The following is a 23,843-nucleotide window of genomic DNA, read 5'->3' as shown; positions in this document are numbered from 1 at the left end:
TCCCGCGTCGGCAGCCCGGAAGCCGACCACAAATATTTCGATGAACAAATGTCTGAAGTTGGGAAGCCGAAAACGAACCGCGAATGACCGGCTATGGGTCAGTACTCTAGGCCGCTCCTATGCCGTAGCCAGAGAAATGCGGCTTCTGTGCCTTGACGTCACGCGAGGGCGCCTAGCCAAACAGCCGGGCATATTCACGGCTGAATTGCGATGCGCTCTCGTAGCCGACGGCATAGCCTGCACCGGCGACGTCTCGCCCTGCGACGATCAGCCGGCGGGCTTCCTGAAGTCGCAAGCTTTTCTGATATTGCAACGGGCTCATCGCAGTGGCGGTACGAAAGTGGCGATGGAACGAGGCAGGGCTCATGCCCGCCGCCTCCGCCAAGGACTCGCTGCGGATCGGCTGATCGAACCGATTGCGGATCATCGCGATCGCGCGGCGCACCTGCGAGAGGCGGCTGTCCGCCCGTGCGATCTGGCGGACGATCGATCCCTGGGGGCCCTGCACCAGTCGGTACAGGATCTCGCGTTCGTAAAGCGGCCCGAGCGCGGCGATATCCTGCGGCGTGTCCAATAGGCGAAGGAGCCGTAGCCACGCGTCGAGCAGATCGGCTGTGACCGGATTGACCGCGAAGGCTGGCTCGGCTGAGCGAATTTCCGTTTCGACGTCCGCCAGCACCGACGCAAGTAGCTCGCTGTCCAGGTCGAGGCTGACCGCCAGATAGCGTTGATCCGGGAGATCCAGCTTGACACAGCCCGAGGCTGGCAGTTCGACCGTAGCGATAAAGTAGCTGGCTGGGTCATAGCGGAGGTGGCGGTCGCCGATCGCGATCTCCTTGGCGCCGCTGACGATCAGCGCCATCATCGGCTGGTAGACGCCCGCGACCGGCTGCGGCGCGGCGCCGTCCTTGTAGAGCGCCACGCGTGGTAGTGCACTGGGCTGATAGCGACCGGCGGCATGCCGATCGACGATGGTACAGAGGCTATCCAACATTTCTTTCATCCAGCCAACGTGTGTCGATCCGCCGCTCAGGACAAGGTGACTGATCGGATCAGGCAAGTTCTCGCGCGGATCGCGCATGCCGCACACCAGCGACATCCCATCTGGAGGTCACCTTCTGGAGGAACGACTATGACGGACAATCGAACGGCTCTGGTGACGGGAGCGAACAAGGGTATCGGACTGGAAATCGCGCGGGGGCTCGGCAAGCTCGGCTACACCGTCTGGCTGGGCAGCCGCGACCAACGGCGGGGCGAAGCCGCGGCAGACGTGCTGCGGAACGAAGGTCTCGACATCCGCTCGCTGACGATCGATGTCGCCGACGACGTCAGCGTCGAAGCGGCTACCGAAGCGCTGGCGGGCGCGACGGACAAGCTCGACGTGCTCGTCAACAATGCCGGCATATCCACGGGTTGGGTTGCGCCGAGCAACGACCGGATCTTGGATGTGCGGACGATCTACGACGTGAATGTGTTTGGCGCGATTCGGGCAACACAGGCCTTCTTGCCCTTGCTGAAAGCCTCCGACGCCCCGAGGATCGTCATGATGTCCAGCAGCCTGGGCTCACTGGCGTGGGCGTCGGACTTCGACGCACCGATGGCGCACGAGGCGAACCTGCTCGGTTACAACAGCTCGAAGTCTGCTCTGAACGCCGTGACGGTGGCGTTCGCCAAGGAACTGGCGCCACTCGGCTTCAAAGTGAATGCCGCCTGTCCCGGCTACACGGCGACCGATCTCAATCAACACACCGGGCCTCGCACCCCGGAGCAGGGTGCCGCCATCGCTGTCCGCCTTGCCACGCTGGCGGACGACGGCCCAACCGGCGGGTTATACGATGATGCAGGCGTGGTAGCCTGGTAGCCACCGCGCACGCGGACGCTTGTTCGTGTCGTGAACAAGCGTCCGCTTTAGGTTGGCGCTCGGCACCGCTTGAATTACGGTTTCTGGGTCAGCCGTACGATTTACCGAGACCGGCCTTATCCTGTTATTCGTGCAACCTTCTTTCATAAGGTCGCAGTTTGTTTTTAGGCTCGAAGAGCGGATGCAATCATTCGGGCCAACTGCTCAACATGAGTTCGATCCGATCGTCTGCCCAAAACCGCCAAACGCCAATAAAGCGGGGCTGCGACAAGGTCTGCTGCCGTCTCGCGATCGATAGAGGGCGCTACCTCACCCCGCTCGATAGCGCGATCGATCAATGCATTGATCCGCTCACGCCGGGCACGCTGGAACGGCCGTATCGTCTGTCCTAGCGCTGGGGTCCGTTCCATCTCTGCGTGAAGATCCATGACGATGCGCCTCACCTGACGATGGCGAAGCACTCGGCGAATGGCGAACAGTGCTGCTTTCAGGTCGCCTTCCAGAGACCCCTGTTCCTCGACATCTGTGATCGTCAGGCCCACGCGTGATAGAAGGTCGCTGGCCATTGCAGCCTTGTCAGGCCATCGTCTGTAAAGCGCGGCTTTCCCCACCCCTGCCGATCGCGCGACACGCTCCAGGCTGAGACCTGAATAGCCGGCGCTTGCCCAGTCGTTAAAGAAGGCTCGGGTCAGAGCCTCAGTCACGTCGGTGCGCATGACAGCCGCACCGCTCGGTGAACGGGCACGATCGATTTTATCGTCGGAACGGTTGCGTTCCATCGCGAAACCTTTATCTATGGATGGAACAGTAGCGTTCCGTCGATCGAGGCATAGTTCATGACCGAAAATATTCAAAGCTTCTCGTCACTGCTCCGTCAGACACTGGGCGACAGGATCGACGCTGACGCCAGCAGCTTCGTCGAAATGATGGCCGAGGACGGGGTAATGGAATTCCCGTACTCGCGAGCTGGGCTTCCGACACGCCTGGAAGGGCGGGCCGCCATTGCCACGCACTTGATGGGATTGAGCGAGATAATCGCCTTTGATAGCATGGGAGCGGCAGTCGTTCATCCATCAACCGATCCCAATGTCGTCATTATCGAGTTTGAGGGTTTCGGACGCGGCGTGGCGACGGGTGAGCCGTACGACCAACGTTATGTCTCTGTGATCCGCACGGCCGGTGGGCGTATCGTTCATTACCGGGATTACTGGAACCCGCTCGTCGTGTTGCGCGCAACCAAAGGTGCTGCGCTAGTGGATGCGCTCACGACCGGGGAGGGCGGGCATGCATGATCGGGTCTTGGTGACTGGCGGCACCGGCAAGACCGGACGGTTAGTCGCGGATAAGCTCACCGATCGTGGCATTGAGGCGCGGATCGCAACCCGGCGACCCTCGTCATCCAATCAGGTCCGGTTCGAATGGACGGACACGACGACCTATGGCGCAGCGCTGGATGGCGTGACGTCCGTGTATCTGGTTGCACCGACAGATCGTGCCGACCACCTCTCCGTCATGCTGCCCTTTCTTGAACAGGCAGTTGCCCGGGTATCAGGGCGATTGCTGCTGCTGAGCGCGTCTTCGCTTGCCGAAGGTGCTCCCATGATGGGTGAGGTACACGCCTGGCTTCATGCCCATGCTCCGCGCTGGACGGTTCTGCGTCCAAGTTGGTTCATGCAGAACCTTACGACCCAGCATCTGCCATCGATCCTGAACAGCGGATGTATCTATTCTGCGACAGCGGATGGGCGCATACCGTTTATCGACGCCGCAGACATCGCTGCCGTCGCGGTCGCAGCGCTGTGCGATCCGACGCTGGTGTCCGGCGATCATGTGCTGACCGGACCCGAGGCGCTTACCTATGACGAGGTGGCACGCGCAATAAGTCAGGTAATCGGTCGGCCGGTGCGGCATTACCGCCTTTCCATGCAGAAATTGACGGCTCGCTATATCGCTTCCGGCCTTCCTCAAGATTATGCGGCGGCACTTGCCGGCATGGACGAACTGATCGCAGGGGGTGCGGAGGATCGCACGACCAGGAACGTTTATGAGTTAACCGGTAGACCTGCGACATCACTTGCGAGTTTCCTTGTTTCGCAGCGCGCCACATTGAAAGGCATTTAGGTCTTTGGGCGGGGTGGATCCGTCGCTTTGGTATACGGATAGTCGGGGCGCAGGCATGCGGCATGACCCGTAATTCTCACATGAATGAATGACCGCAGTTGGGTGAACGAACAGACGTCGCGAATGTCTGCATGTGGGTCGGTTCCGCTGCGTCGTGAACGGTCAGTCGCCCGCTACTTCAGCTTGGGCAGTCGTAGTTAGGCAATCTCAGAAAACGGGCGGTGTTGTTTTGTGTAATATCGCGCTTTTGTTGCGGATTTCAGAAGGGCGCGGTTCAAATAGATTCGATTGCTATTGCGATTGCGATGGCGTCTGGCCACACGATCTAGGCGGACCCGAACATGATCCTCCAACCGTAGCCTGCATCGACAAGTCGCTGCAGATAGTGCCAGAACTCCGCGCGCCTCCGGGTATATGATAACAGGCCCAGTTCATATGAGATGAAATCGCAATTCATCGAACCGGCTCAAGGACGACAAGATAATTAAAAGAGCGAACTTTGCCAAAAATACGATAGCAGCCCGAACGTCAATTGACCGATGCGTCATGCGTAAGGTGCATTAACCATGCGCCTACTTTTCCATGCCAGGCACATAGTTGTGCAAATAAGGGAAAGGAAAAATAGGAAGATGAGCGCCGCTCGGCAGCGCGGCCGACAATGCATGGTCGATGTTGCTCGAACGCCGCGTCTGAAAAGAAAATGTGCGGCGGGTCAGGCGCTTAACGGTTTGGTAAGGTCCGGATCGTATCCGCTTTAGCGGAACCCCTTCTTGTTTTCCCTTCCATTTTACACTTCGCTCTTTCTGATCTGCTGAAAGGGTGCGCCGGCGTGTAGCCGGCGCAGGTGAGGCAGGCGTGACTTTCAGGCGCGCAGGATAGCGCGCGTGTTGCGCTCGGTTCCGTCTACCGAGACCGTGCGTGCTCGAGCGATGAGCCGCTTGCGCGCGCGTTGGATGCCGGGCTGCAGGTCGGCGGCGCGACTGCCCTTGTGGAAGGCGAGTTCGCCGCCCGCGAACGCTTGATAGCCACTGTGGTCATCGGCACCGACGAGCGCGCAACGCCCGCTGCCGAGCGGGGCCCAGAGCTCGCCCGCCGGGCAGATGACGATGACGTTGCGGCGCGGGACGATCGACTGGAAGGTGAGCGGTCCGTCGTCGAGATCGGCCCCGAAGTGCAGATAGACCAGCTCCTGCTGGCTTTCGCGCACGAAGGCGCAGAGCGGCTGAAGCTGCTGTTCGTCGAGCAGCGGACCGCCGCTGAAGTTGAGCATGGGCGCGGTGACATCGCCGACGAGCAGGTCGCGTGCGGCGCGGAGATAGTGCTGGAGGGTGAGCATGATGGTGCCTTTCTTCATTTTCCCTTCCCTTCGAAGGGACACTTCCGCTCCTCTCTGATCCTGCGGCTGGGCCGGCGCCGGATGCGCCGGGCGATGGGTTTTTTGGTCGTGGGGGCCGTGTTGCCGAACAGCTCGGCGAGCGCAGCGCAGTCGGGATGCGCGGGCGTGTAGGTGCCGGCGCGGTAGGGCGTGATCGCCGCAGCGCGCATCGCGTCCGGCAGTAGCGCCAGCCAGTCGGCGTGAAGCCGCGCCTGCATGGCGGGGCCACACCAGCTCGGCACGGTGTGGCCGTGGCGGGCGTCGTGGCGCCACACGCGGGTGGTCATGACGAGATGCGCGTGCGGCGGGACGCAACAGCCACCGTCGCCGTCAGGTTTGGCGTGGATCGCCCATGCGATGGCGGGACCATGCGCGGCAATGGTGGTCCGCGCGTAATTACGCACCATCGCGATCCAGTCGTCGGTATCGCAGGTCTTCGGCAGCGAGACGACGACGTGCCAGGCGCGCACCGCGTCAGGGGCGAGGCCGGCGGTCGCCGCGTCAGCCTCACGCCAGATGCGGCCGTCCTCCTCGGCCCAGCGCGGATGGTTGGCAGACAACTCGAGCCCGTGCGCGATAAGATCGTCACGGTGCCGGAAGTCGAGCGGGCCGAGCGCATCGCATCCGGCCTGACGTGTGACATACAGGTAGTTGGCGGTGACCGTCGCGTGGGTGGCGCGACGATCGGTGTCGAAGAGGCGGAAGCCCTTGGCGGAGATCGGACGGATGCTGACCGCACGGCGGGCGTGCAGCGTGGTGATGGCGTTCATGGGTGATGTTCCTTGGAGATGGTGGAGGAGATCAGGCATCGCCGGCGCCAGCGGCGCGGTCTGCCAGCGCCTGCAGCGCGACGCGCGCGGGGTGGTCGTGCCCGGTCCAGGCGGCATGCTGCTCGGCCCAGCGCTTCCACGTCGCCTGCGCGACGCGGATCAGCCCGGCCTCGGTTTCGTCAGGATCGGGGAGGAAGAACGCGGGCAGCTGGAGCAAGCAGTCCTCGCCCGCGCGGCACAGGCACGGCATGCCGAGCGCCGGCAGCGCCGCCACATGGCGCATCGCCGCGTCCGGCACGACGCGCACGCGTTCCGCACCATCGCGCACGAGTGCTGCCACGCGCGGATGGCGCAACGTGTCCGATCCACCACGTAAGATGTGGCGGAGATGGTCGCGCTCGCGGGTGAGCACCGCGCCGGTGGCCGGCAACCGCTCTTCGAGCCAGGTGACCAGCGTGTCCGGCAGTGCGTCGTCGCGCAGCGCATGCGCCTGGGCATGGAAGGCGTAACCATCTGCATGCGGCACGACGCTGAACAGCGCGATGCCGATCGGCGGACTGCCCAACGGTTGAAAGGTGAGGCCCGGGCAGACCGAGATGGTGCGAAGCGTAATGACGGTTGCCGCACGCGTGAACGGCGATAGCGCGAAGCTGTCGTGGGTGATGGCGGACATAGGAGATCTCCGGCTCAGTGCGTGGTGGAAGGCGGGGTGGCGGGACCGGCGGCGTTCAGGTTTGCGAGGTGCGTGGCAGCGCCTGCGAAGTCGGCGCTGCGCAGCCAGCAGGCGAGGTGAGCGTCGATGATGCGCTGGACCTCGGCGCCGAGGCTGGTGCGCGCCGCGATCTGCATCATCGTCAGCCGCCAGACCGCGATCACGTCGAGTTCGAGCGCGCCGACGATCACGTCGTGGCGCCCGGTGCACCACGCCGTGAAGTCGCGGACCGGATCGCGCATCGAGCAAGGGACGCCGACCGCTGCGCAGCACGCCCGGAAGTCGATCGGCTCGCCATCGGCAATGGCGCCGAGGTCGATGAGCGGCTGACGGCGCCCGGCAAGCACGCGCACGGCGGGCGACCAGCGACCCAGCGGCAGCGCCTCCAGCAGCCGCGCGTCAGCGGCGAGGTCGTATCCGGTGATCGTGCTGCGGTCGTGCTCGAGCCGGTGGTTCAGCCACAGCAGCAGCGCCTCGGGCGCATCCTTTGCACTGAGCACCGCGGCATCGAGCGCGAATTCCACGCTCGCGTTCGCGACATGGCCGGTGAAGGTGGCGGCACCGATCAATTGCGGTGCGGGTTGATCGAGGGTGTCACCGAGGTCGAGCCGCGCGAAGGCGACCGCGGTGATGATGTGGGATGGCAGCATGATGTACAGGTCCAGGAGACACGCGCCGTCACCCCCGGAAACACGGGCATGGTGGCGGACGCGCGATGAGGTGGAGCCCCCAGGCGGGGCGACGGACACCGGCTGCGCTGACGCGCAGCAGGCTGAAGAGCACTGCGGGCGAGGCTGGCTCTCGCCACCTCTTTTTCCCTTCCTTCCGGCTCTTCACTTCCTCACCAGCGAAGCAGCTTTTCCATGCCGCGGCTGCTTTTGGCCGCACGCGGGAAGTCCGTGTCTTTTTCATGATCGCTCTCCTGATGATTCTTGTCGGGACAGGGGTGGGGTGCCGCGATGGCTGGCGCGCACGCCCCCGGATCGGCTAGGCACGGTCCAGATGCGCCGCGACCTCGATCATCTGCCCCTGGCCAAACGGCATGAGCTCGAGCTGGTCACGCGCATCCTGTTCGCCGAGTTCGAGGACGCGCTGAAGGCCCGCAACGCCCCGCACCGCAAGGCGGGCCGCATCCTCAAGCTGGTGCTGTTCGGCTCGTAAGCGCGCGGTGACTGGGTGGCCGATCCGGTCGGTGGATACTTCAGCGACTATGACCTGCTGGTGGTCGTCAACGATGACGACCTGGCCGATGTCATGGAATACTGGCGTGGTGCGGACGACCGGCTGCTGCAGGAGCAGACGATCACCGGGCGGCTGCGGACGCCGACCAATTTCATCGTGCACAGCCTCACCGACGTGAACCGCCAGCTCAAGCGCGGGCGACCATTCTTCGTTGACATCGTGCGTGACGGAATTGCGCTCTACGAGGCCGAAGATCATCCGTTCGAGAAGCCGCAGCGCTTGTCGGTTGAAGTTGCTGCACATGAAAGAAGGTCAGCCTATGAGCACTGGTTTCCCGGTGCGATCGACTTTCTTGAAGGTGCGAAGTTTCAAGCTGCTCGCGGCTCTAGCAACGTTGCAGCCTTCGATTTTCATCAAGCCGCTGAGCGCCTGTATCACTGCACCTTGCTGGTCCTGACGCTCTACAGCCCCAAGTCGCACAAGCTGAATTTCCTGCGCTCGCAGGCCGAGCGCATCGCGCCGTCGCTGATCACGGCATGGCCACGAACGACGCGCTTCGAGCAGCGCAGCTTCGAGCTACTCCGCCGCGCCTACGTCGATGCGCGCTACTCACCGCATTACATGGTGACCGACGAGGAACTGACGTGGCTTACCGAACGCGTCGGTGTCCTGCAGGATCTCGTCCGTAACGTGTGCGAGGCACATCTCGCCAGCTGACCGCGCAGCCGCACGGCAGTGACACGCTGCCGTGCCGGTTACCGCAATTCCAGCCCGCGACCGGGTGCCTGCGCCTGTGCCGCCAGCATCCGCGCATGGTCAGCCGCATGCTGCCGCAACCGCATTGCGGTCGGTAGCCCTTCGGCAGCCCATTGATCGAGCAGGTTGCGCGCCTTCGGATCGGCGAATGCCTTCGCCGCCAGCGGCCTCAGCTTTGCCATCGCCTTCGGATCACGCCGCCACTCATCCAGCCATGCATCGACCGCCGGATGCTCACCGCGCATCTCGTCGCGGGTCGGCGGGGCAGGTGAGGGCGGTTGGGACATCGTCGTCGCTGCCGGCAGCGACACCGCGCTGGTCGATGTCGGTGCCGTTTCGGTTGTCGGTGCAGGTCTCGTGGGTGCGGGCAGGGTTGATCTTGTAGCATCCTGCTCGAGTTCCTGTCGGATGCGCGCTGCGAGCTTGCCGGTGAGCGTGATCTTCTCCGCGTCCGCGACCTCGACCGCCATGCGCAGGAAGGTGTCGTTCCCCGCGATCAGCTCTACCTGGCCCCATTTCTGCTGCGCCAGCTTAAGCGCCGCGACCACATCCGAACGCTGGAGCGTGTGAATGGCGAGCGTCGGCCCATGGTCGGTGAACGCTGGCCGCGGCTGGCCGACGCGGCGGTAAATACAGACGCCTTCGCGGCGCTGCCACTCATAGCCCGCGACCGGAACGCCCGCGGCGGCATGGTCGCCGGACGACGCGACCACCATCGGCACCGCAAGGCCGAGTGCCTGCGGGACAGACGGGGCGCTCGCGCCTGCGCACCATGCGTCGTAGGAGGGGAAGCGAGCCGCGGCATCGAGCGCGGCCAGTGCCGGTGCGGTCGCCGCCATCAGCTCCCGTTCGATTCCGGCGAAGTGCATCCCGAACAGCTTGCGCGTCGCGTTCAGCTGGTCGCCGCGCCCGCGCCAGTTGCCGGCGTTGATCTCGGCGGCGAAGCTCCGCCGCCACGCGATGATCGTCGCACGTGCCTGCGCGCGCTGCGCGCCGAGCTGTTCGCGTGCGACGGTCACTGCGCCTGCGTGCGCAGCGCGCGCTGCCTCATAGCCGGGACGTCGTTCCTGACCCGGCAGGTAGCGCGGTTTGCGCGTGACGATCTGCTCGGGCTTGCCCGGCCTGAAGGCGCCGAGCCGGTCGGCCCGCTGAAGCTGCGTGAGCGCCGCGCCGCGTGCGGCAATGCTCGCCGAGATCGCACGTTCGCCCATCGTGATCCGCGCGCCGTTGGTACCGTAGCCTGCGTAGCCGAGACCCTCCTTGTCCAGTTCCTCGTGCAGCTCGTCCCACGAGCGGGCACGCGCGATGATCGGGGCGGCGATCGTCATCGCGATGCGCTCGAAGGACATGCGTCCGGTCCGCGCCTCGTAGCCGCGCGCGCCGCGCGACAGCCGCCTGTCGACCGGCTTGTCCAGGGTGCGGCGGTCGGGCGGGTGCACTCCGGTGGCGCTGCCATCGGCATGGCGGACCAGTCGGTCGCTGTCGATGTGGCGCACGCCGTCGGCAACGACCCGGTACTGCGCGCCGCTCTCGGCGGACCAGCCCTGGCGATGCTCGATCAAGGCTGCCGCTTGCCCGGCCGCGTTGAGCTGCCAGCCGTCGCCTGCTGCGACGACCGTGCCGCTCTCCGGGTGCACACGGTTGACCGCGACATGGACATGATAGTGCCGGGTGTTGCGGTGCGCGGCGTAGATCGCCTGATGCTCCTCGAGGCTCAGGACACGCATCAGGAGCGCGACCGCTTCGTGGACCTGTTCCGGCGTCGGGTGTTCGCCGTCACCCCAACTGATGACGTAATGCTCGATGGGATCGGTGCCGCGGGCCCGTGCGATCTGCGCCAGCATCTCGGTCTGCGCGCGCTCGAAGTTGGCGGGCAGGTTGCGGTAGCCGATGAGGTCGACCTTCTCGCCGCCATGCGCCTGATCGGTGACATAGCCGAGCAGCGCATGGTCGGCGTGGTCCGCGAGGCCGAGAGCCTCCAGCGCAGCAGGGTCGGCATCGCGCAGATAATTCGACAGCGCCATGAAATGCGCGCGCACCTGTGCGCCGGTGGCACGCGCCACCTGCTGCCCGCGTGCGCGCGCCATGGCGCGGCGCTGCTGGCGGTTGCGGTGGCTGATCGCGACGATGATCATCGCAGCTCCACTTCCGCCAGCAGGTGCAGCGCTTCGATCAGCGCATCGAGCCGGCGCACGAGCGCATCATCCACCGCCTTACCGCTCTTCATCGCGGCCCGGCATGCCGCCAGCGTGGCGAGGCCTTGTGCCATCAGCGGTTCGTACGGGTGCAGCGCGACCATCTGGCGCAGCACCGCTGAACGGACGAACGCCGCACGGCTGAGCCCCGAGGCCGCGACCGCCAGCTCGAACCTCGCGAGTTGCGCTGGGTCGAGCTTGGTCGAGATCGCGCGCGATCCGCCGCCCGGCGTCGGTTCAACGACGCCCATCGCAGCCTCCGGCTGCCACGGGTGTGACAAGCGCAGCGCGGAACAACCGCATGGCCCGGTTTACCGGGCCCATCCTGCCCTCTCTACCGCCCACTTCCGTGCTGACCCTCTGGTCACCCCAGCTGCGCTGATGCTGCAGGACACGAACAGGCGGCCGGAACACGAGCGCCGCCAGTGATGATGTCGATATCTGGTCACCGGCCAGACGCCGAACTGGAGGAGATGCCCCGCGGCTATGGAGCGCCATCATGCGACCAACCAATCGAAGCACATGATGGCACAGCGATGGAGACGCTTCGCTTCCAGGATCTCTGTGGGGTCGTTGGTCAGTTTGATGCGAGCAAGCGCGTCTTCCGCAGCTTCGATGCAATAGACGACGCCATCGGTGAGACGATCTGCCGACACATGGAGGGGCAGCGGATGACGGGGTGCCAGCGGGGCGATCTGCGTGAGGACAGCAATCGCGGCATCAATACCAAGCCAGTGCGCGAAGCCGTTGGAGGTGGCGATGTGCAGCAGGTGTGCGGCCCATTGCCCACGCAGTCGCTCATAATCGTAGAGCCCATGACGAATGAAGTCGGCCGGAACCCAGCCCGTCGGTAGCGCCATGTTGAGCACGGCTGGTGTAAGGTACGGGACCTGGTGCCGCGGCAGTGTGGCAAGCGACGGTGGCAGTGTCTCGAAAGCCCGTGTGCGATCGATGTTCTGCTGGACGATGTGGATGTCGAGCAGGTCGCCAAGCGCGTTGACGGTTCCCCGCATGTCATCAATGATGTTGGCCTTGTGCGGGATCTGCGACACCAGCATGGCGGCGTTGCCGTCACGTCCGCCAATACGTTGCGCGAGGCGCGCCAATGTGGCGAATGTCCGCTCCTGAAGAAGCTCGTTGGCACCAACATCGACCAGGATGATGTCGCGATCCGCGAACTGATCGAGCAGCGCCGGCACCCGCGTGCCTTCAACGAGCGGGATGACTTGCACGTCGGGGTGCTGAACGCGGTGCGAGATCGCGCTGGTGCCCGCGGCGTCGGCATCAATGATGCCGACGCGCAAGCCGGCGAGCAGCGCGAGCGAAGTGGTGGCGAGCAGCACGCTCGTCTTGGCGCTGCCACCGGCCTTGCTGCCGCTGGCCAGCAGCATTGGCCGGTCGGCGTGCTTGCGCAGCTTCATACCTGCTGCCTCGGCGGGGTCGCCCGCATGCGCCCCATGCGTGCGAGCAGATCGGAGTCCGTTGCACTATTGTCATCATCGCTGTCGGATGGCGGGGGCGGGGGCGCGGCAGTCGCCGTGCTCTGAAGTGGATGGGGGGAGGTGACGGGTGGTACGGGCACGGGCACTTTGCGGCGCGGTGCGGGAGCAGGCGAGGGGCTGGCCTTCGTGTTGTCGACCAGATGCGGCTGTGCCAGTCGCTTGATGATGCGGGTGAAGGTGGCGCCGCATGCCGCGGCGTCCTGCTCCGCGATGAGCGCAAGCAAGTCGCTGGGCTTGAGATGCGGTAGCTCGCGGCGCGCCTTGACGTACTCACCCAGCCAGTATGCGGCGCGATCGCCCTTACTCATCGGTGCGCGCTCGACGGGGAAGCGTTCGGCGGCGAGCTGTGTCAGGCGGACCTGCTCAACGCGGGCATCACCGGCACCGTCAACCTGCGCACGCGCCGTCCGTTCGACCTGAAGAAGGGCTTCACCTTCGCGGCTGCCGCCGAGGGCGCGTACGGCGACAAGACCAAGGAATTCGATCCAAACCTGAACGGCTTGTTCGGCTTCCGTGGCGAGAAGGTCGGCTTCCTCGTGTCCGGGGCCTATTCGAACCTGCATCTGTCGAACTCGCACAACGGCATCCAGGAAGGCTATGGCGCAGCGCTCCACAACGAGCAGTTCAACACTGCCGCCAACCCGACTGGCGACGTCAACCTGAGCAGCGGCTTTTCGCCCGCCAATCGTCCCAAGGGCACGATCGTCGGTACCGGCCGCGACGTGAACGGCGACGGTGACTCGAACGACGCGTTCATCGTCCCACAGGGTTTCACCGCCTGGGACAAGGTGAACCAGCGCGAGCGGATCGGTATCAATGCCTCGGCGCAGTGGGAGATCAGCGATGCGCTGACCTTGAACGCCGACGCGTTCTTCACCCGCCAGAACGAGAACGACCGGACTGCCGGCATCCAGATGCAGAACGTCAACTGGCAGGCGGCCGAATTCGTCCCGGGGCAGTCGCGTAACACGGGTTCGGTTGTTTCGCTCAGCAACGGCGGCGTGACTCGCGACTATGACCTGAACACCACACAAGTCTATAATTACGATCTCGGCAACTTCGACTCGTACGCGCAGAATGATCGCTTCAAGTCGCAGTCGCAGAACTACAATGTGGAACTCAAGTACGACAATGGCGGTCGCTTCAAGGCAAGCCTGCGCGGTATCTACGGCAAGGCCTATTCGAACTACGACCAGAGCTATCTGCAGTTCAGCCCGTCCAACGGCGCGCAGTGGCAGCCGGGCGGGATCGGTCATTATCCGACGGGAGACGTCGCGTTCAATCCCGGCGGCTATGTCGTCAACACCTTGGCGGGCGCGGCGTCGCTACCAGCGACGGTCGATTTCACCGGCAACCAGCCCGTGTTCACGCTGCCATCGCAGCTGACGAACGCGCTCGGCAATATCGACAGCTACACGATGAAGACGACCTCGTCGGAGGGCAATTACCGGCGCAAGGGCGACCTCAAGCTGATCCGCGGTGACGTCTCCTACGAGGCGAACGACAATGTCAGCCTGGCCCTGGGTGGCCGGTATAGCGAGCGCACGGTCGACGATTTCGAATTTGATCGCGCGGCACCGCTCTATGCCGGGCAGGCGTCGCAGGCGGGTGGCTGCCTGGTCAAATGGAAGGCATTCGACGTCCCCCTGAACGATGCCTCGTGCCGTGCCGGTACGGGCACGTTCGGGACCGCCAGCTTCGCTCCCTACACCGCAGGGCAGGTCCGCAAGGCGAGCGATCCGATCTTCAACGGGCAGGTCAAGCAGTACAACCTGCCGGGCGCTGGCCTGCCGCCGATCTACGTGCTGGATCCCAAGGTGATGGACAACGCGCTGGCGTTCCAGAACAGCTTTTATCCCGGCAACGTGGAAGTGCAGAACCCCGGCGCGTCGTTCAACGTCGGCGTGAAGCAGATTTCGGGCTACGCGCAGCTCAACGTCAAGGGCGACGTGTTCGGCATCCCGGTGTCGGGCAATGCGGGCCTCAAGGTCATCAACACCAAGCTCGACATCACGCAGTTCGTCACCGGTTCGCCACAGCCCTATGGCCTGGCCAATCTGAGCAACGGCACCGTCGAGACCAAGCGCAGCTTCACCGACTTCCTGCCCGCCTTCAATCTCGCGTTCAACCTCGTCGAGAATGTGAAGCTGCGGCTTGCCTATTCGAAGACGATGACGTTGCTCGACCTCAACCAATGGGGCGGCGGCCTTAACCCGACCTATGCGATCGACACGAGCAACCCCGGTTCGCCCGTGTTCCGCGTCACCGGCGGCAGTTCCAACGGCAACCCGCAGCTCGATCCGTGGCGCGCCACCAACGTCGAGGGATCGCTCGAATATTATATCGGCGCGAGCAGCCTGATCAGCGTCGGCGCCTTCTACATCGACGTTGCGAGCTTCATCCAGTCGGGCAACATCGTCCGCACCGACCTGCCCGACAATGACGGCGTCGTCCGCAACCGGACGGTCTCGATCAGCACGCCGGTGCAGGGCGATGGCGGGACGCTGAAGGGCGTCGAGGCAGGCTGGAAACAGTCGTTCAGCGACCTAGGCTTCATGCCGTCGATCCTGACCAACTTCGGTATCGACGCGAACATCACCTATTCGCCGTCCGACTCCGGCGCGGTCGATCTGAAGGGCGATGCGATCCCGTTCCAGGATAATTCGAAGATCCAGACCAATCTGGCGGGCTTCTACCAGGACGATCATTTCCAGGCGCGTGTCGCGTGGAATTATCGCTCTAAGCGCGCGGTGCAGCAGAATTTCGGCGGTATCCAGGGTCTCGAACTCTATCAGCAACCAACCAATTATGTTGACGCGTCGATCAGCTACGACTTCACGCCAAACCTGACGCTGTATGCGCAAGGGTCGAACCTGACCGGAGAATACGAGAAATACTATCTGACCTTCCCGGACGAGAAGGCCTACAACAACATTTACGAGCGCCGGTTCATGGCGGGTGCACGCTTCAAGTTCTGAGGCGTAATGTGTGACGCAAATGCCCGCCGGCTTTCATCGGGGTGGCGGGCACCTGTACGCCGGACTGCGTTGACGGGGAGTTGGTCATGACGGGCAGAACACCGGGTCCGGCATCCGCCCGCGGGCCGCTGCGCTCGATCGTCATCGTCGGGGGCGGCACGGCGGGGTGGATGGCGGCAACGTTGCTCGCCCGGCGGCTCGACCGCCAGCCGGTCAAGATCACGGTCGTCGACTCCAGCGCGATCGGCACGGTCGGCGTCGGCGAGGCGACCGTGCCGGGCATCCGCGATTTCTTCCGCGAAATCGGCGTCACCGAGCAGGAGGTGATGGCGGCGACGCAGGGCACGGTCAAACTCGGCATCGAGTTCGTCGACTGGAAGCGCGAAGGCGAGCGCTTCTTCCACCCGTTCGGCCTGTACGGCATGCGATCGCGCGGCGTGGCGTTCCATCATTACTGGCGCAAGATGAACGCTGCCGGTCACGCTTCGCCGCTGGCCGATTTCTGTCTCGCGACCGCGCTGGCGGAGCGCAACCTGTTCATGCCGCCGACCGACCGGCCGGTTCATGATCTGCTGTTTTTCGACTGGGCGGTGCACTTCGATGCCGGGCTATTCGCACGGTTCCTGGCGCAGAAGGCGATCGCATGGGGCGTCGAACACATCGATGCCACTATCACCGATGTGCGCGTCGACGGTCGCACGGGGTTCATCAGCGGGGTGGACACCAGTTGCGGCAAGGCGATCGACGGCGATCTATTCATCGACTGCTCGGGGTTCCGGTCGCTGCTGCTCGGCGGCGCCCTGGGCGTGCCGTATGAAGACTGGACGAACCTGCTGCCGTGCGACCGGGCAGTGGCGATGCCATGCACGCGATCGGGGCCGCTGACCCCGTATACACGCAGCACCGCGCTCGAAGCCGGTTGGCAGTGGCGCATCCCGCTCCAGCACCGCGTCGGCAACGGGTATGTCTATTCGAGCCGTCACATCTCTGACGACGAGGCGGTCGCTACGCTGAAGGGGAGGCTCGAGGGCGAAGCGCTAGGCGAGCCAAACATGATCCGCTTTCGCACTGGGCGGCGTACGGCCTTCTGGCAGGGGAACTGTGTCGCACTTGGTCTCGCCGCGGGCTTCATGGAACCGCTCGAATCGACCAGCATCACGCTGATACAGACGGGTATCGAAAAGCTTCTCGCCTTGCTACCCGATTGCGGGTTTGATCCCGCGCTGGCGGAGGAATATAATCGCACGACCGGGCTGGAATATGAGCGGATCCGCGATTTCCTGCTGCTCCATTATTTTGCCAATGTCAGGCGTGGAGAGCCGATGTGGGATCGCTGCCGCGACACGGCGCTTCCCGAGGCGCTGGCGCACAAGCTCCGGTTGTTCAAGGCGCGCGGCCATCTGGTCCGGTATGAGTGGGAATCGTTCCAGGATCCGAGCTGGCTGTCGATGTATGCAGGCTTCGGGATCGACGCGGCCGCGCATGATCCCGGTGCCGACCATTTCTCGGTTCCGGACCTTGAATCGGCATTTGCCCGGATGAAGGAGTCGATTGCACAGGCTGTTGCGCTCGCGCAGCCGCACGACGCGTTCCTCGGCCTGGCTGCGCGCAGTCCGGGGCTCGCGCAGCCTGCCGAGCCGGGCGGCCCTCCTGATCGCCTGATGATGCCGGCGCGTTAGGGAGTGTCGCGCAGCGTGCAGATTGGCCCGCGCAGGTCTCGCCGCGCAGCCGGGCCGGTCTGTTCGAACGCCATGTAAGCGCGCGTGTCGACCGAATAGCGCGCCCATAGGGGCAACCCGGCGCTGTTGGGATTACCGGTTCTGACGAAGTTGACCCAATAGCGTTGCAGCGGCGGCTGGCCGGGTTGCGGCGGGTTGAACACATAGCCGATCTCGCTTGCATGGCTGACCGTGCCGCCAGCCGGCGCGTAGTCGAACTGATACTGCCACACCGGTACACCGATGCGTGCGAATGCCTTGGAGACGGCGATCGTCGGACAGCGAAAGGTCACGTCATCGGCGATCTGCGCGGTGACGTCACCCAGGCGCAGATCATCGACCGGCGTGCCGCCTCGCTGGAAACCGTAGAGATCGAGCGCCCGGTCGGCGCCCGCACCGAATTCGCGTCGAACCGTCGCCTCCGCCGCCGCGCGACCGCCATGTAGGGGCAGTTCCTTCGCGTTGACGCCGATGACGAGCGGCGTCCGTGCGAACCGGCCGCTCGCCAGCAGCTTGGCGGGCGTGTCGGTCAGGACGCGACCGTCGATTACCGCCTGCAACCAGATGAAGCTGTCATCGTCCAGATCGGGAACATCGACTGCGTCTTGCGCCTCCAGGATTTTGTCGACGGACAGGTTGCGGAGCTGGGCGGTCGGGGCCGTATCCGGCAGTCCGGCGGCCCTTATGAGACGTTCACCCAGGCGTTCGTTCTGCGCGAGCGTGCGCGGCGCGACGCCGAAACCGGGCGTTCCGCTTTCTTGGATCGCCTGCGCGAACAATCCGCGCGAAGCCGGGGCCAGCTGGTGTAGCGCGACGTCCTGCGCGCCGGCGGATTCCCCCGCAATCGTGACGCGCTTTGGATCGCCGCCGAAGCGCGCGATGTTGCGCTGGACCCAGGCGAGCGCCGCCTGCTGGTCCATCAGCGCGTAATTGCCCGAATGCCCGCCCTGTTCACGGCCGAGGGCGGGATGCGACAGTAAGCCTAGCGCGCCGAGGCGGTACTGGACACTCACCAGCACGACGCCCGCTTCGGTGATCCGCGATTCGACGGTGCCGCCGCCGGCGCCCGCGCGATTGCCACCGCCGTGGATCCATACCAGCACCGGCAGCGCCGCGGTCGCGCTCGACGTCGGCGTGCGTACGTCGAGGAACAGGCAATCCTCCGAGCTATTGATCGCCGCGTCCCGGTTCCAGTCGCCATAGACGGGTTGCGGACAGGCCGCATGGGTCGCAATTGCCTCGACAGGTTCAGTCCAACGCGTCGGCCGTTCGGGCGCGCGCCACCGCAGCGGTCCGGTCGGCGGTTTGGCGAAGCGGATGCCGCGGAACACTGCACCGCCGTTCGCAAGCGCCTCGCCGCGGACCGGACCATCGTCGGCGCGCACCACCGGGCCGGCGGTGACGGCTGCGAGCGCCAGCGCGAGGACGATCACTGGGCGAGCGCCTTTGGCGCCGGCTTGGCGAGCGACGCGCGGATCGCCGCTTCGGCAACCGGTCCCATGACGGCATATCCCGCCTTGTTCGGATGGACGCCGTCATAGGTCAGGCTCGCGCGGAACCCCTTGCCGTCGTGTAGCGCCGTCCAGTAATCGGCATAGGTAGCGCCGGTCTGCGCAGCATATTCCTTCAACCAGCTATTCATCGCCACGATCTTGTCGGCGGTTTCGAGGCCGGGCCGCCACGGAAAATTCGCGGCGGGCGGGATCGAGGCGAGGATCACGCGGATCCCGTGCGCGCGCGCAAGTTCCGCCATCGTCATGATATTGGCCTTCGACTGGTCGGGCGTCATCGGCCCGGTATTACCGGCAATGTCGTTGGTGCCGGCCATGATCTGTACGACTGCGGGTTTCAGATCGATCACGTCCTGGCGAAAGCGCAACACCATCTGCGGCGTGGTCTGCCCACCGATCCCGCGTCCGATGCGGTTGTTGTCGGTAAAGAAGGTAGGGGCCATGTCGAACCAGCCCTGTGTGATTGAATCGCCGATGAAGACGACGCGTGGGCCCGCCATGCCGGCCGGCAACTCCGCATTGGCCTCCGTGTAGCGGCCGAGCCATGCCCAATCGGTATGCAACCGCTCCTCCGCTTGGCGCGCGGCGCTGGCCTTCACATCATCCGTCTTCGCGATTGTCGGTGCGGCCACTGCTGCCAGAGACAAGCTGAGTAAGATCGTTTTCATATTGCGCTCCGGAACTCTCGCAGCGCTATCGCATAATGAGACGGCAAAGCTAAATTTTGTGCGACCGGCCAACTATGGGTTGTGGTGCCTTATCCTCACACTGATCCAGGGCAGCGTGGGTTTCGCAGAGCTTGGGGCCACGACGGCCTCCAACGTGTTGCCTGCAATCTGGCAGCACGCTTGGGGCGGCGGTGCTGGTCATTGAGCTCAATGACAGCCTAGCACGCTGACCCGCTGGGCCGCTGCAACAGATTCAGTAGATACTCGTAGGGCAGGGGTCGGCGGCAAGCACAGTGGCGAAGTGGGCAGGGCTAGCGCGCGGCCTGCACCTGACGTTCTAAGGCGTCCTGATAATCGTAGGCGTCACGCTCGCGCTCTCGGTGTTCGTGCCGCAAGCGACGAAGGAGCACAGCGTGCCAACCTAAACCGGTGTCTGATTGCGGGCAGCAGAAGGAGCGACATGAAAGTCTGTCCGTGGGTCGCCGCAGCCGCAGCTGCTGAATATGACGTAGTTGTGCGGACGTCTGATACTGGAATGGGCAAAACATGCGAATTAAGCCCTAGCTTCAATCGCCGCCAAGATTGCGGATCCTGTACGGCCCTGAGCGCTTTGCAAGCGGCTTTCCCTTCCAGCTAAGCTGTACCAGCCCGTCGCTGACTAGCTCGTCTATCGCTTCGTGGACTGCAGGCATTGCGCTGCGCCAATCCTGTGCCATTGAACGGGCCACCTCGCTTGGGCATATCGTCGCCCCGGGTGCGCGGCGCTCGAGCAGGGAAAGAGTGGCTGCCTTCGGATCCGTCATCCAGACTGCGTCGACCGCGCACTCCGGCTGGTCAAGTTGCTATTGGCATTCGGTGCCTTCCAGATCTTGGTCGGCGCCATGCGGGCTAAGTAAAGAGCAACTGACCGCCGCGCGCGCAGCGCGGAATCGAGCTTATAATCGCGGCGAAGATCACCGCTTTGTGGGGCCAGCCCTCATATCAAGGCGAGCAACGATCGGTCCGAACACACGATGTCGACAACTCTACCCTTTTGGGTGAAGGCGCCGCCCTCAAAAGCGGCACCTTCAAATGCAGACATAGACGCTGGACGTGGTGCTTTTGCCCTAAGCAACTAGGAGCGGACGACAGTCCCCCCGCTCAGGCGACAACGAGTTCTGCAGCGGTCAAATCCTGTCCCCGCAACCAACCACGACAGCCCCGAAGCGAAAGCTCCGGGGCTGTCGTGGTTATTATGCCAGCGCGTAGTGCGAATATTAAGACCAACTCGCCCCATAGCTAAGATGGTGGAATCAGGTCTGGTCAAAGCCGGAGCGCTGGAACGTGCCTGCCCAAATTTGGCATTCGTTCACCGTGGTCGATGCGACGCCGTAGCGATGCTCGACAGATCGATTGTCGGATCGATCGGCACGCCGGCATCCTCCCGTTCCGAATACCGGTCGACGAGCTGGGCCGCGTGAGGGCGGAGCACGACCGTGAAGCGGACCATCTTCTCCATCTTCGCAAGGCCGATCTGCCGGTCGAGATTCGCGAGTCCGACTTCACGATCCGGGCGGATGCTGACCGTCTCGGTCTCCAGGCGCTGCGTCTCCACCTCATACCCTGCAAGGAATGCCGCGACGATATCGTCGCATATGGGTCGAGCCCACAGAAGAGCTACAGGGCGGTCAGTGAGTTAGATAAAGGTGTGTCGCCACCAATTGGCCGACGTTTGCAAAACTTTACTCGGTACACATCTTGAAGCCAAGGCGCTCTGCCATTGCAGACCGGCCAACGAATAGTTCGTCGGCTGAATTGGATGGAGCGCTGTGCAATGAACCGATATTTTCAACGACGCCGGACGGTTGCCGGGCTGCTGGCCGTCGTGGCCGGGACCGCAGCGATCGCCGGTGCTGGCCTAGCCTCGGCGGTACCGCCCCTACACGGGCCGCCTGGCCATTCGGCAACAGCGGATCCTGCGATCAACGACGCGCACTTCAACAAAATGCTAACGCAACTTCTGCCTGACGGCACACCCAAGCAAAGGGCCCAGCTGAAGCTAATCGCCAATTCGGTCCATACCGATCTGGATGCCTTTCACGCAGAGTTCCTGACCGCGCACCAACGTACATACATCCTGCTGTTGCAGCCGTCGATCGATCGCGCCGGGTTGGAGGCATTGCGTGTCGAGCAGGTGCAGCAGGCGGACCGTGCCTCGCGGCGGATCGTCCAAGGGCTGGCCGACGCGGCCGAGGTGCTGACACCATCACAGCGCGTCCGATTGGCTGCTCATCTCAAAGCGGTCCATCACAAGGGAGCAGGGCTGTGAGCCCCTTTTTGGTTGGCATATGCATACTGGCCGTCTCAGGCGACGCCGCGCCGCTGACGTCGCCGTCAAGCCAGACCCTGATAGAACGCGTCAGCGTTGCCGATCTCGATCTACGCGGCGAAGCCGGCCGGGCAACCCTTCAGAGGCGCATCCATGGAGCAGCGCGTCGGGTATGCGCCACCCAGGGTGTTTTGCCATTGGCGATGAACCTGAGCGAGATGCGCTGTACTCGAACTGCCATAGCCCGTGCTTCGGCTCAACTTGACCAGATTGCTGCCGCCCATGCGGCAGAAGCGGTCGAGATCGCAGCACTCGTGGTCGACACAGGTCGCTGACGGCACGCGATCGTCGGACCTGGCCTACAGGCTTTGTGCATTGAGCGAAGCCTGTATGGTCTGCTGGACATCCCTGCATCATCTTCCGAAGGCTAAGGCCATCATTCAGCATATCCTGATGATTGAAGACGATTGCCGCCTGGCGGCGATGGTGAAGACCTATCTGGCCCAGCACGGCTATCTCATCGCGCACGCCACGACCGGCGAGGAGGGCCTAGCCGCGTTGCGCGACCACGAGCATGCGGGGTTCGCGGCCGTGCTGCTCGACCTGATGCTCCCCGACAGCGACGGGCTCGACATCTGCCGTCGCATCCGCGCACTGCCGTCGCCCGCCGGCGCGGTGCCGATCGTGATGCTCACGGCAAAGGGTGACCCGTTCGACCGCGTAATCGGCCTGGAGCTAGGCGCTGACGACTATCTTCCCAAACCGTTCGAGCCCCGCGAGTTGCTGGCCAGGCTACGCGCCGTGCTGCGCCGACCGGCCCTGGCGGCGGCGGACAGCCTGCCGCGACTGCGGTTCGGGCGGCTGGAGATCGACCGCGATGCGCGCGTGGCACAGCTGGGCGGGCAGGGTTGCCCGCTGACCGCCTATCAGTTCGATCTGCTCGTGGTGCTCGCCGAGCGCGCCGGTCGCGTGCTGTCGCGCGACCAGCTGATCGACGCGTTGAAGGGCGGAAGCCACGAGCCGTTCGACCGATCGATTGACGTTCATATCGGACGCCTGCGTGCCGCCATCGAAGATGATCCCAGGCAGCCTCGGCGCATCATCACCGTGCGCGGGTCAGGTTACGTGTTCGCAAGGGTGCAGGATGGCTGAGCCTGACGTGCTGGACGGAGACAGCGGCCGACCCCGCCTGATGCAGCGCCTGTATTGGCGGATCTATCTCGCATTGCTGGCGAGCCTAACCGCGGCGGCAACTCTCTTTGGACTGGCGCACCTGCGCTATGGCGCGGCGCCGGCGGCCATGCAGGGCTTCCGTGGCCATCTCGCCATGCTGGTGCTGCTGCTGGCGATTGCGGTGGTCGTGGCGGTCGCTGCATTCCCCGTCGTTCGCCGGCTCACCCGCCGGCTCGAGCGGCTCCAGGCCAGCGTCGATGCCTGGGGGACAGGCGATCTGTCGAGCCGGGTGGCCGTCGAGGGGCGCGACGAAATTGCGCGGCTGGCAATGAGCTTCAACCAATCGGCCGGGCGGATCGAAGCGTTGATGAGCGCGCAGCGGATCCTGCTGGCCAATGCCTCCCACGAACTGCGATCGCCGCTTGCGCGTATCCGCATGGCGATCGAGTTGCTGTCCGAGGCACCGTCCGTCGCAGTACGCGCGGAGTTAGCGCGCAATGTGATGGAGCTCGACCAGCTGGTCGAGGAAGTGCTGTTGGCGAGCCGCCTCGACGGGACGTCAGTGCATGTGAATTCGCGAACGGTCGTGGATCTGACCGCGCTCGTTGCCGAAGAATGTGCGCGCGCGACCGCGCGGTTCGCGGGCGTGCGCGTGAAGATGTCCGGCGACGCAGTCCTTCTGCGGCGGATGATCCGCAATCTCCTCGAAAACGCGCAACGCCATGGCGGCGGAACGCCGATCCTCGTCACGCTGACCGCCTGCGCAAATGAGATCGCGCTTGAAGTCCACGATGGTGGCGCAGGCGTCCCGCCGAGCGAGCGTGAGGCCATCTTCGCGCCGTTCTACAGAGCACGCGGCGCGAACGAGGGTGATGGCGGACATGGCCTCGGTCTCAGCTTGGTCCGTCAGATTGCACGGCAACACGGAGGTGAGGTGCGCTGCATCGCAGCCGAGGCGGGCGGTGGTCGGTTCAGGGTGGCATTGCCGAGATGAACAGCTCTGCCGCAATGCC

At 64.3% G+C, this 23,843-nt stretch carries 23 protein-coding genes and 1 pseudogene; 11 read left to right on the top strand and 13 right to left on the bottom strand.

From position 1 onward, the window contains the following. Positions 1 to 172: 172 nt before the first annotated feature. Positions 173 to 1,081, bottom strand: coding sequence for an AraC family transcriptional regulator (locus tag IFT87_RS16775; RefSeq protein ID WP_249403405.1), 909 nt, complete (start codon positions 1,079 to 1,081; stop codon positions 173 to 175). Between the two features lie 51 nt (positions 1,082 to 1,132). Here IFT87_RS16775 and IFT87_RS16770 point away from each other — a divergent pair, with 51 nt between their 5' ends. Next, entirely contained in the window at positions 1,133 to 1,861 is a 729-nt protein-coding gene (locus IFT87_RS16770; protein ID WP_192191299.1) for an SDR family oxidoreductase, read from the top strand. A gap of 164 nt (positions 1,862 to 2,025) precedes the next feature. Here the strand turns inward: IFT87_RS16770 and IFT87_RS16765 are convergent, their stop codons facing one another. Continuing rightward, complete coding sequence (locus IFT87_RS16765) at positions 2,026 to 2,640, bottom strand: TetR/AcrR family transcriptional regulator (protein WP_249403404.1); 615 nt, start codon at positions 2,638 to 2,640, stop codon at positions 2,026 to 2,028. Between the two features lie 57 nt (positions 2,641 to 2,697). Here IFT87_RS16765 and IFT87_RS16760 point away from each other — a divergent pair, with 57 nt between their 5' ends. Together IFT87_RS16760 and IFT87_RS16755 are read left to right on the top strand one after the other, a co-directional pair. After that, positions 2,698 to 3,153, top strand: coding sequence for a nuclear transport factor 2 family protein (locus IFT87_RS16760; RefSeq protein ID WP_249403403.1), 456 nt, complete (start codon positions 2,698 to 2,700; stop codon positions 3,151 to 3,153). Then, complete coding sequence (locus IFT87_RS16755) at positions 3,146 to 3,982, top strand: NmrA family NAD(P)-binding protein (protein ID WP_192191298.1); 837 nt, start codon at positions 3,146 to 3,148, stop codon at positions 3,980 to 3,982. Before IFT87_RS16760 ends, IFT87_RS16755 begins: the two co-directional genes overlap by 8 nt. An 862-nt stretch (positions 3,983 to 4,844) precedes the next feature. Here the strand turns inward: IFT87_RS16755 and IFT87_RS16750 are convergent. The 4 genes from IFT87_RS16750 to IFT87_RS16735 are packed head-to-tail and all read right to left on the bottom strand — an operon-like array spanning position 4,845 to position 7,489. Continuing rightward, positions 4,845 to 5,336, bottom strand: a complete 492-nt coding sequence (locus IFT87_RS16750; RefSeq protein WP_056405789.1) for a hypothetical protein — start codon at positions 5,334 to 5,336, stop codon at positions 4,845 to 4,847. After that, positions 5,333 to 6,127, bottom strand: a complete 795-nt coding sequence (locus IFT87_RS16745; protein ID WP_056405788.1) for a MobA/MobL family protein — start codon at positions 6,125 to 6,127, stop codon at positions 5,333 to 5,335. Before IFT87_RS16745 ends, IFT87_RS16750 begins: the two co-directional genes overlap by 4 nt. Positions 6,128 to 6,158: 31 nt before the next feature. Next, positions 6,159 to 6,800: a hypothetical protein gene (locus IFT87_RS16740; RefSeq protein WP_056405787.1), complete on the bottom strand. Its 642-nt coding sequence runs from the start codon at positions 6,798 to 6,800 to the stop codon at positions 6,159 to 6,161. 14 nt (positions 6,801 to 6,814) lie between these two features. Next, entirely contained in the window at positions 6,815 to 7,489 is a 675-nt protein-coding gene (locus tag IFT87_RS16735) for a hypothetical protein (protein WP_056405786.1), read from the bottom strand. Between the two features lie 352 nt (positions 7,490 to 7,841). Here IFT87_RS16735 and IFT87_RS20920 point away from each other — a divergent pair, with 352 nt between their 5' ends. Further along, on the top strand, positions 7,842 to 8,000 hold the full coding sequence (locus IFT87_RS20920; RefSeq protein ID WP_342211182.1) for a hypothetical protein: 159 nt from the start codon (positions 7,842 to 7,844) through the stop codon (positions 7,998 to 8,000). A gap of 15 nt (positions 8,001 to 8,015) precedes the next feature. Beyond that, the gene (locus IFT87_RS16730) at positions 8,016 to 8,738 is read left to right on the top strand and encodes a HEPN domain-containing protein (RefSeq protein WP_342211181.1); all 723 of its coding nucleotides are present in this window, start codon (positions 8,016 to 8,018) and stop codon (positions 8,736 to 8,738) included. 38 nt (positions 8,739 to 8,776) lie between these two features. On the opposite strand, the gene IFT87_RS16725 is transcribed toward IFT87_RS16730, so the two are convergent. The 3 genes from IFT87_RS16725 to IFT87_RS16715 form a co-directional block, all read right to left on the bottom strand. Continuing rightward, complete coding sequence (locus tag IFT87_RS16725; RefSeq protein ID WP_192191297.1) at positions 8,777 to 10,912, bottom strand: relaxase/mobilization nuclease domain-containing protein; 2,136 nt, start codon at positions 10,910 to 10,912, stop codon at positions 8,777 to 8,779. Then, positions 10,909 to 11,223 (bottom strand): hypothetical protein, encoded by a 315-nt coding sequence (locus IFT87_RS16720; protein WP_192191296.1) that lies wholly within the window; start codon positions 11,221 to 11,223, stop codon positions 10,909 to 10,911. Before IFT87_RS16720 ends, IFT87_RS16725 begins: the two co-directional genes overlap by 4 nt. 246 nt (positions 11,224 to 11,469) lie before the next feature. Further along, positions 11,470 to 12,393, bottom strand: coding sequence for a hypothetical protein (locus tag IFT87_RS16715; RefSeq protein ID WP_192191295.1), 924 nt, complete (start codon positions 12,391 to 12,393; stop codon positions 11,470 to 11,472). 374 nt (positions 12,394 to 12,767) lie between these two features. Here IFT87_RS16715 and IFT87_RS16710 point away from each other — a divergent pair, with 374 nt between their 5' ends. Together IFT87_RS16710 and IFT87_RS16705 are read left to right on the top strand one after the other, a co-directional pair. Beyond that, on the top strand, positions 12,768 to 15,452 hold the full coding sequence (locus IFT87_RS16710) for a TonB-dependent receptor (protein WP_342211185.1): 2,685 nt from the start codon (positions 12,768 to 12,770) through the stop codon (positions 15,450 to 15,452). An 86-nt stretch (positions 15,453 to 15,538) separates the two neighbouring features. Next, a complete protein-coding gene (locus IFT87_RS16705; RefSeq protein WP_042466351.1) occupies positions 15,539 to 17,131 on the top strand; it encodes a tryptophan halogenase family protein in 1,593 nt (530 codons plus the stop codon). On the opposite strand, the gene IFT87_RS16700 is transcribed toward IFT87_RS16705, so the two are convergent. From IFT87_RS16700 to IFT87_RS21070, 4 genes and pseudogenes are all read right to left on the bottom strand, one after another. Then, positions 17,128 to 18,603 (bottom strand): carboxylesterase family protein, encoded by a 1,476-nt coding sequence (locus IFT87_RS16700; protein WP_192191294.1) that lies wholly within the window; start codon positions 18,601 to 18,603, stop codon positions 17,128 to 17,130. The genes IFT87_RS16705 and IFT87_RS16700 overlap by 4 nt on opposite strands. Then, on the bottom strand, positions 18,600 to 19,349 hold the full coding sequence (locus IFT87_RS16695; RefSeq protein WP_192191293.1) for an SGNH/GDSL hydrolase family protein: 750 nt from the start codon (positions 19,347 to 19,349) through the stop codon (positions 18,600 to 18,602). The genes IFT87_RS16700 and IFT87_RS16695 overlap by 4 nt, the downstream gene beginning before the upstream one ends. Before the next feature lie 566 nt (positions 19,350 to 19,915). Further along, complete coding sequence (locus IFT87_RS16690; RefSeq protein WP_081874081.1) at positions 19,916 to 20,152, bottom strand: DUF3253 domain-containing protein; 237 nt, start codon at positions 20,150 to 20,152, stop codon at positions 19,916 to 19,918. A gap of 545 nt (positions 20,153 to 20,697) precedes the next feature. Next, positions 20,698 to 20,847: pseudogene (locus IFT87_RS21070) on the bottom strand (arsenical resistance protein ArsH); the annotation flags it as partial. A gap of 315 nt (positions 20,848 to 21,162) precedes the next feature. Between IFT87_RS21070 and IFT87_RS16680 the strand changes: the two are divergent. Genes IFT87_RS16680 through IFT87_RS16665 form a run of 4 tightly spaced genes read left to right on the top strand, consistent with a single transcriptional unit; the run spans position 21,163 to position 23,824 of the window. Next, complete coding sequence (locus IFT87_RS16680; protein ID WP_052149105.1) at positions 21,163 to 21,657, top strand: periplasmic heavy metal sensor; 495 nt, start codon at positions 21,163 to 21,165, stop codon at positions 21,655 to 21,657. Continuing rightward, positions 21,654 to 21,992 (top strand): UrcA family protein, encoded by a 339-nt coding sequence (locus IFT87_RS21065; protein WP_157840511.1) that lies wholly within the window; start codon positions 21,654 to 21,656, stop codon positions 21,990 to 21,992. The genes IFT87_RS16680 and IFT87_RS21065 overlap by 4 nt, the downstream gene beginning before the upstream one ends. After that, positions 21,940 to 22,809, top strand: coding sequence for a winged helix-turn-helix domain-containing protein (locus IFT87_RS16670; RefSeq protein WP_213014498.1), 870 nt, complete (start codon positions 21,940 to 21,942; stop codon positions 22,807 to 22,809). The genes IFT87_RS21065 and IFT87_RS16670 overlap by 53 nt, the downstream gene beginning before the upstream one ends. Next, positions 22,802 to 23,824 carry a sensor histidine kinase gene (locus IFT87_RS16665; RefSeq protein WP_052380806.1) on the top strand — a complete coding sequence of 341 codons (1,023 nt, stop codon included), beginning with the start codon at positions 22,802 to 22,804 and terminating at the stop codon, positions 23,822 to 23,824. Before IFT87_RS16670 ends, IFT87_RS16665 begins: the two co-directional genes overlap by 8 nt. Positions 23,825 to 23,843: the final 19 nt, after the last annotated feature.

The organism is Sphingomonas sp. CFBP 8765, assembly GCF_014841445.1.
Classification (GTDB): Bacteria; Pseudomonadota; Alphaproteobacteria; order Sphingomonadales; family Sphingomonadaceae; genus Sphingomonas; species Sphingomonas aerolata.
The sequence above is the reverse complement of the archived record's forward strand: the minus strand, read 5'-3'. Positions and strand labels throughout refer to the sequence as shown.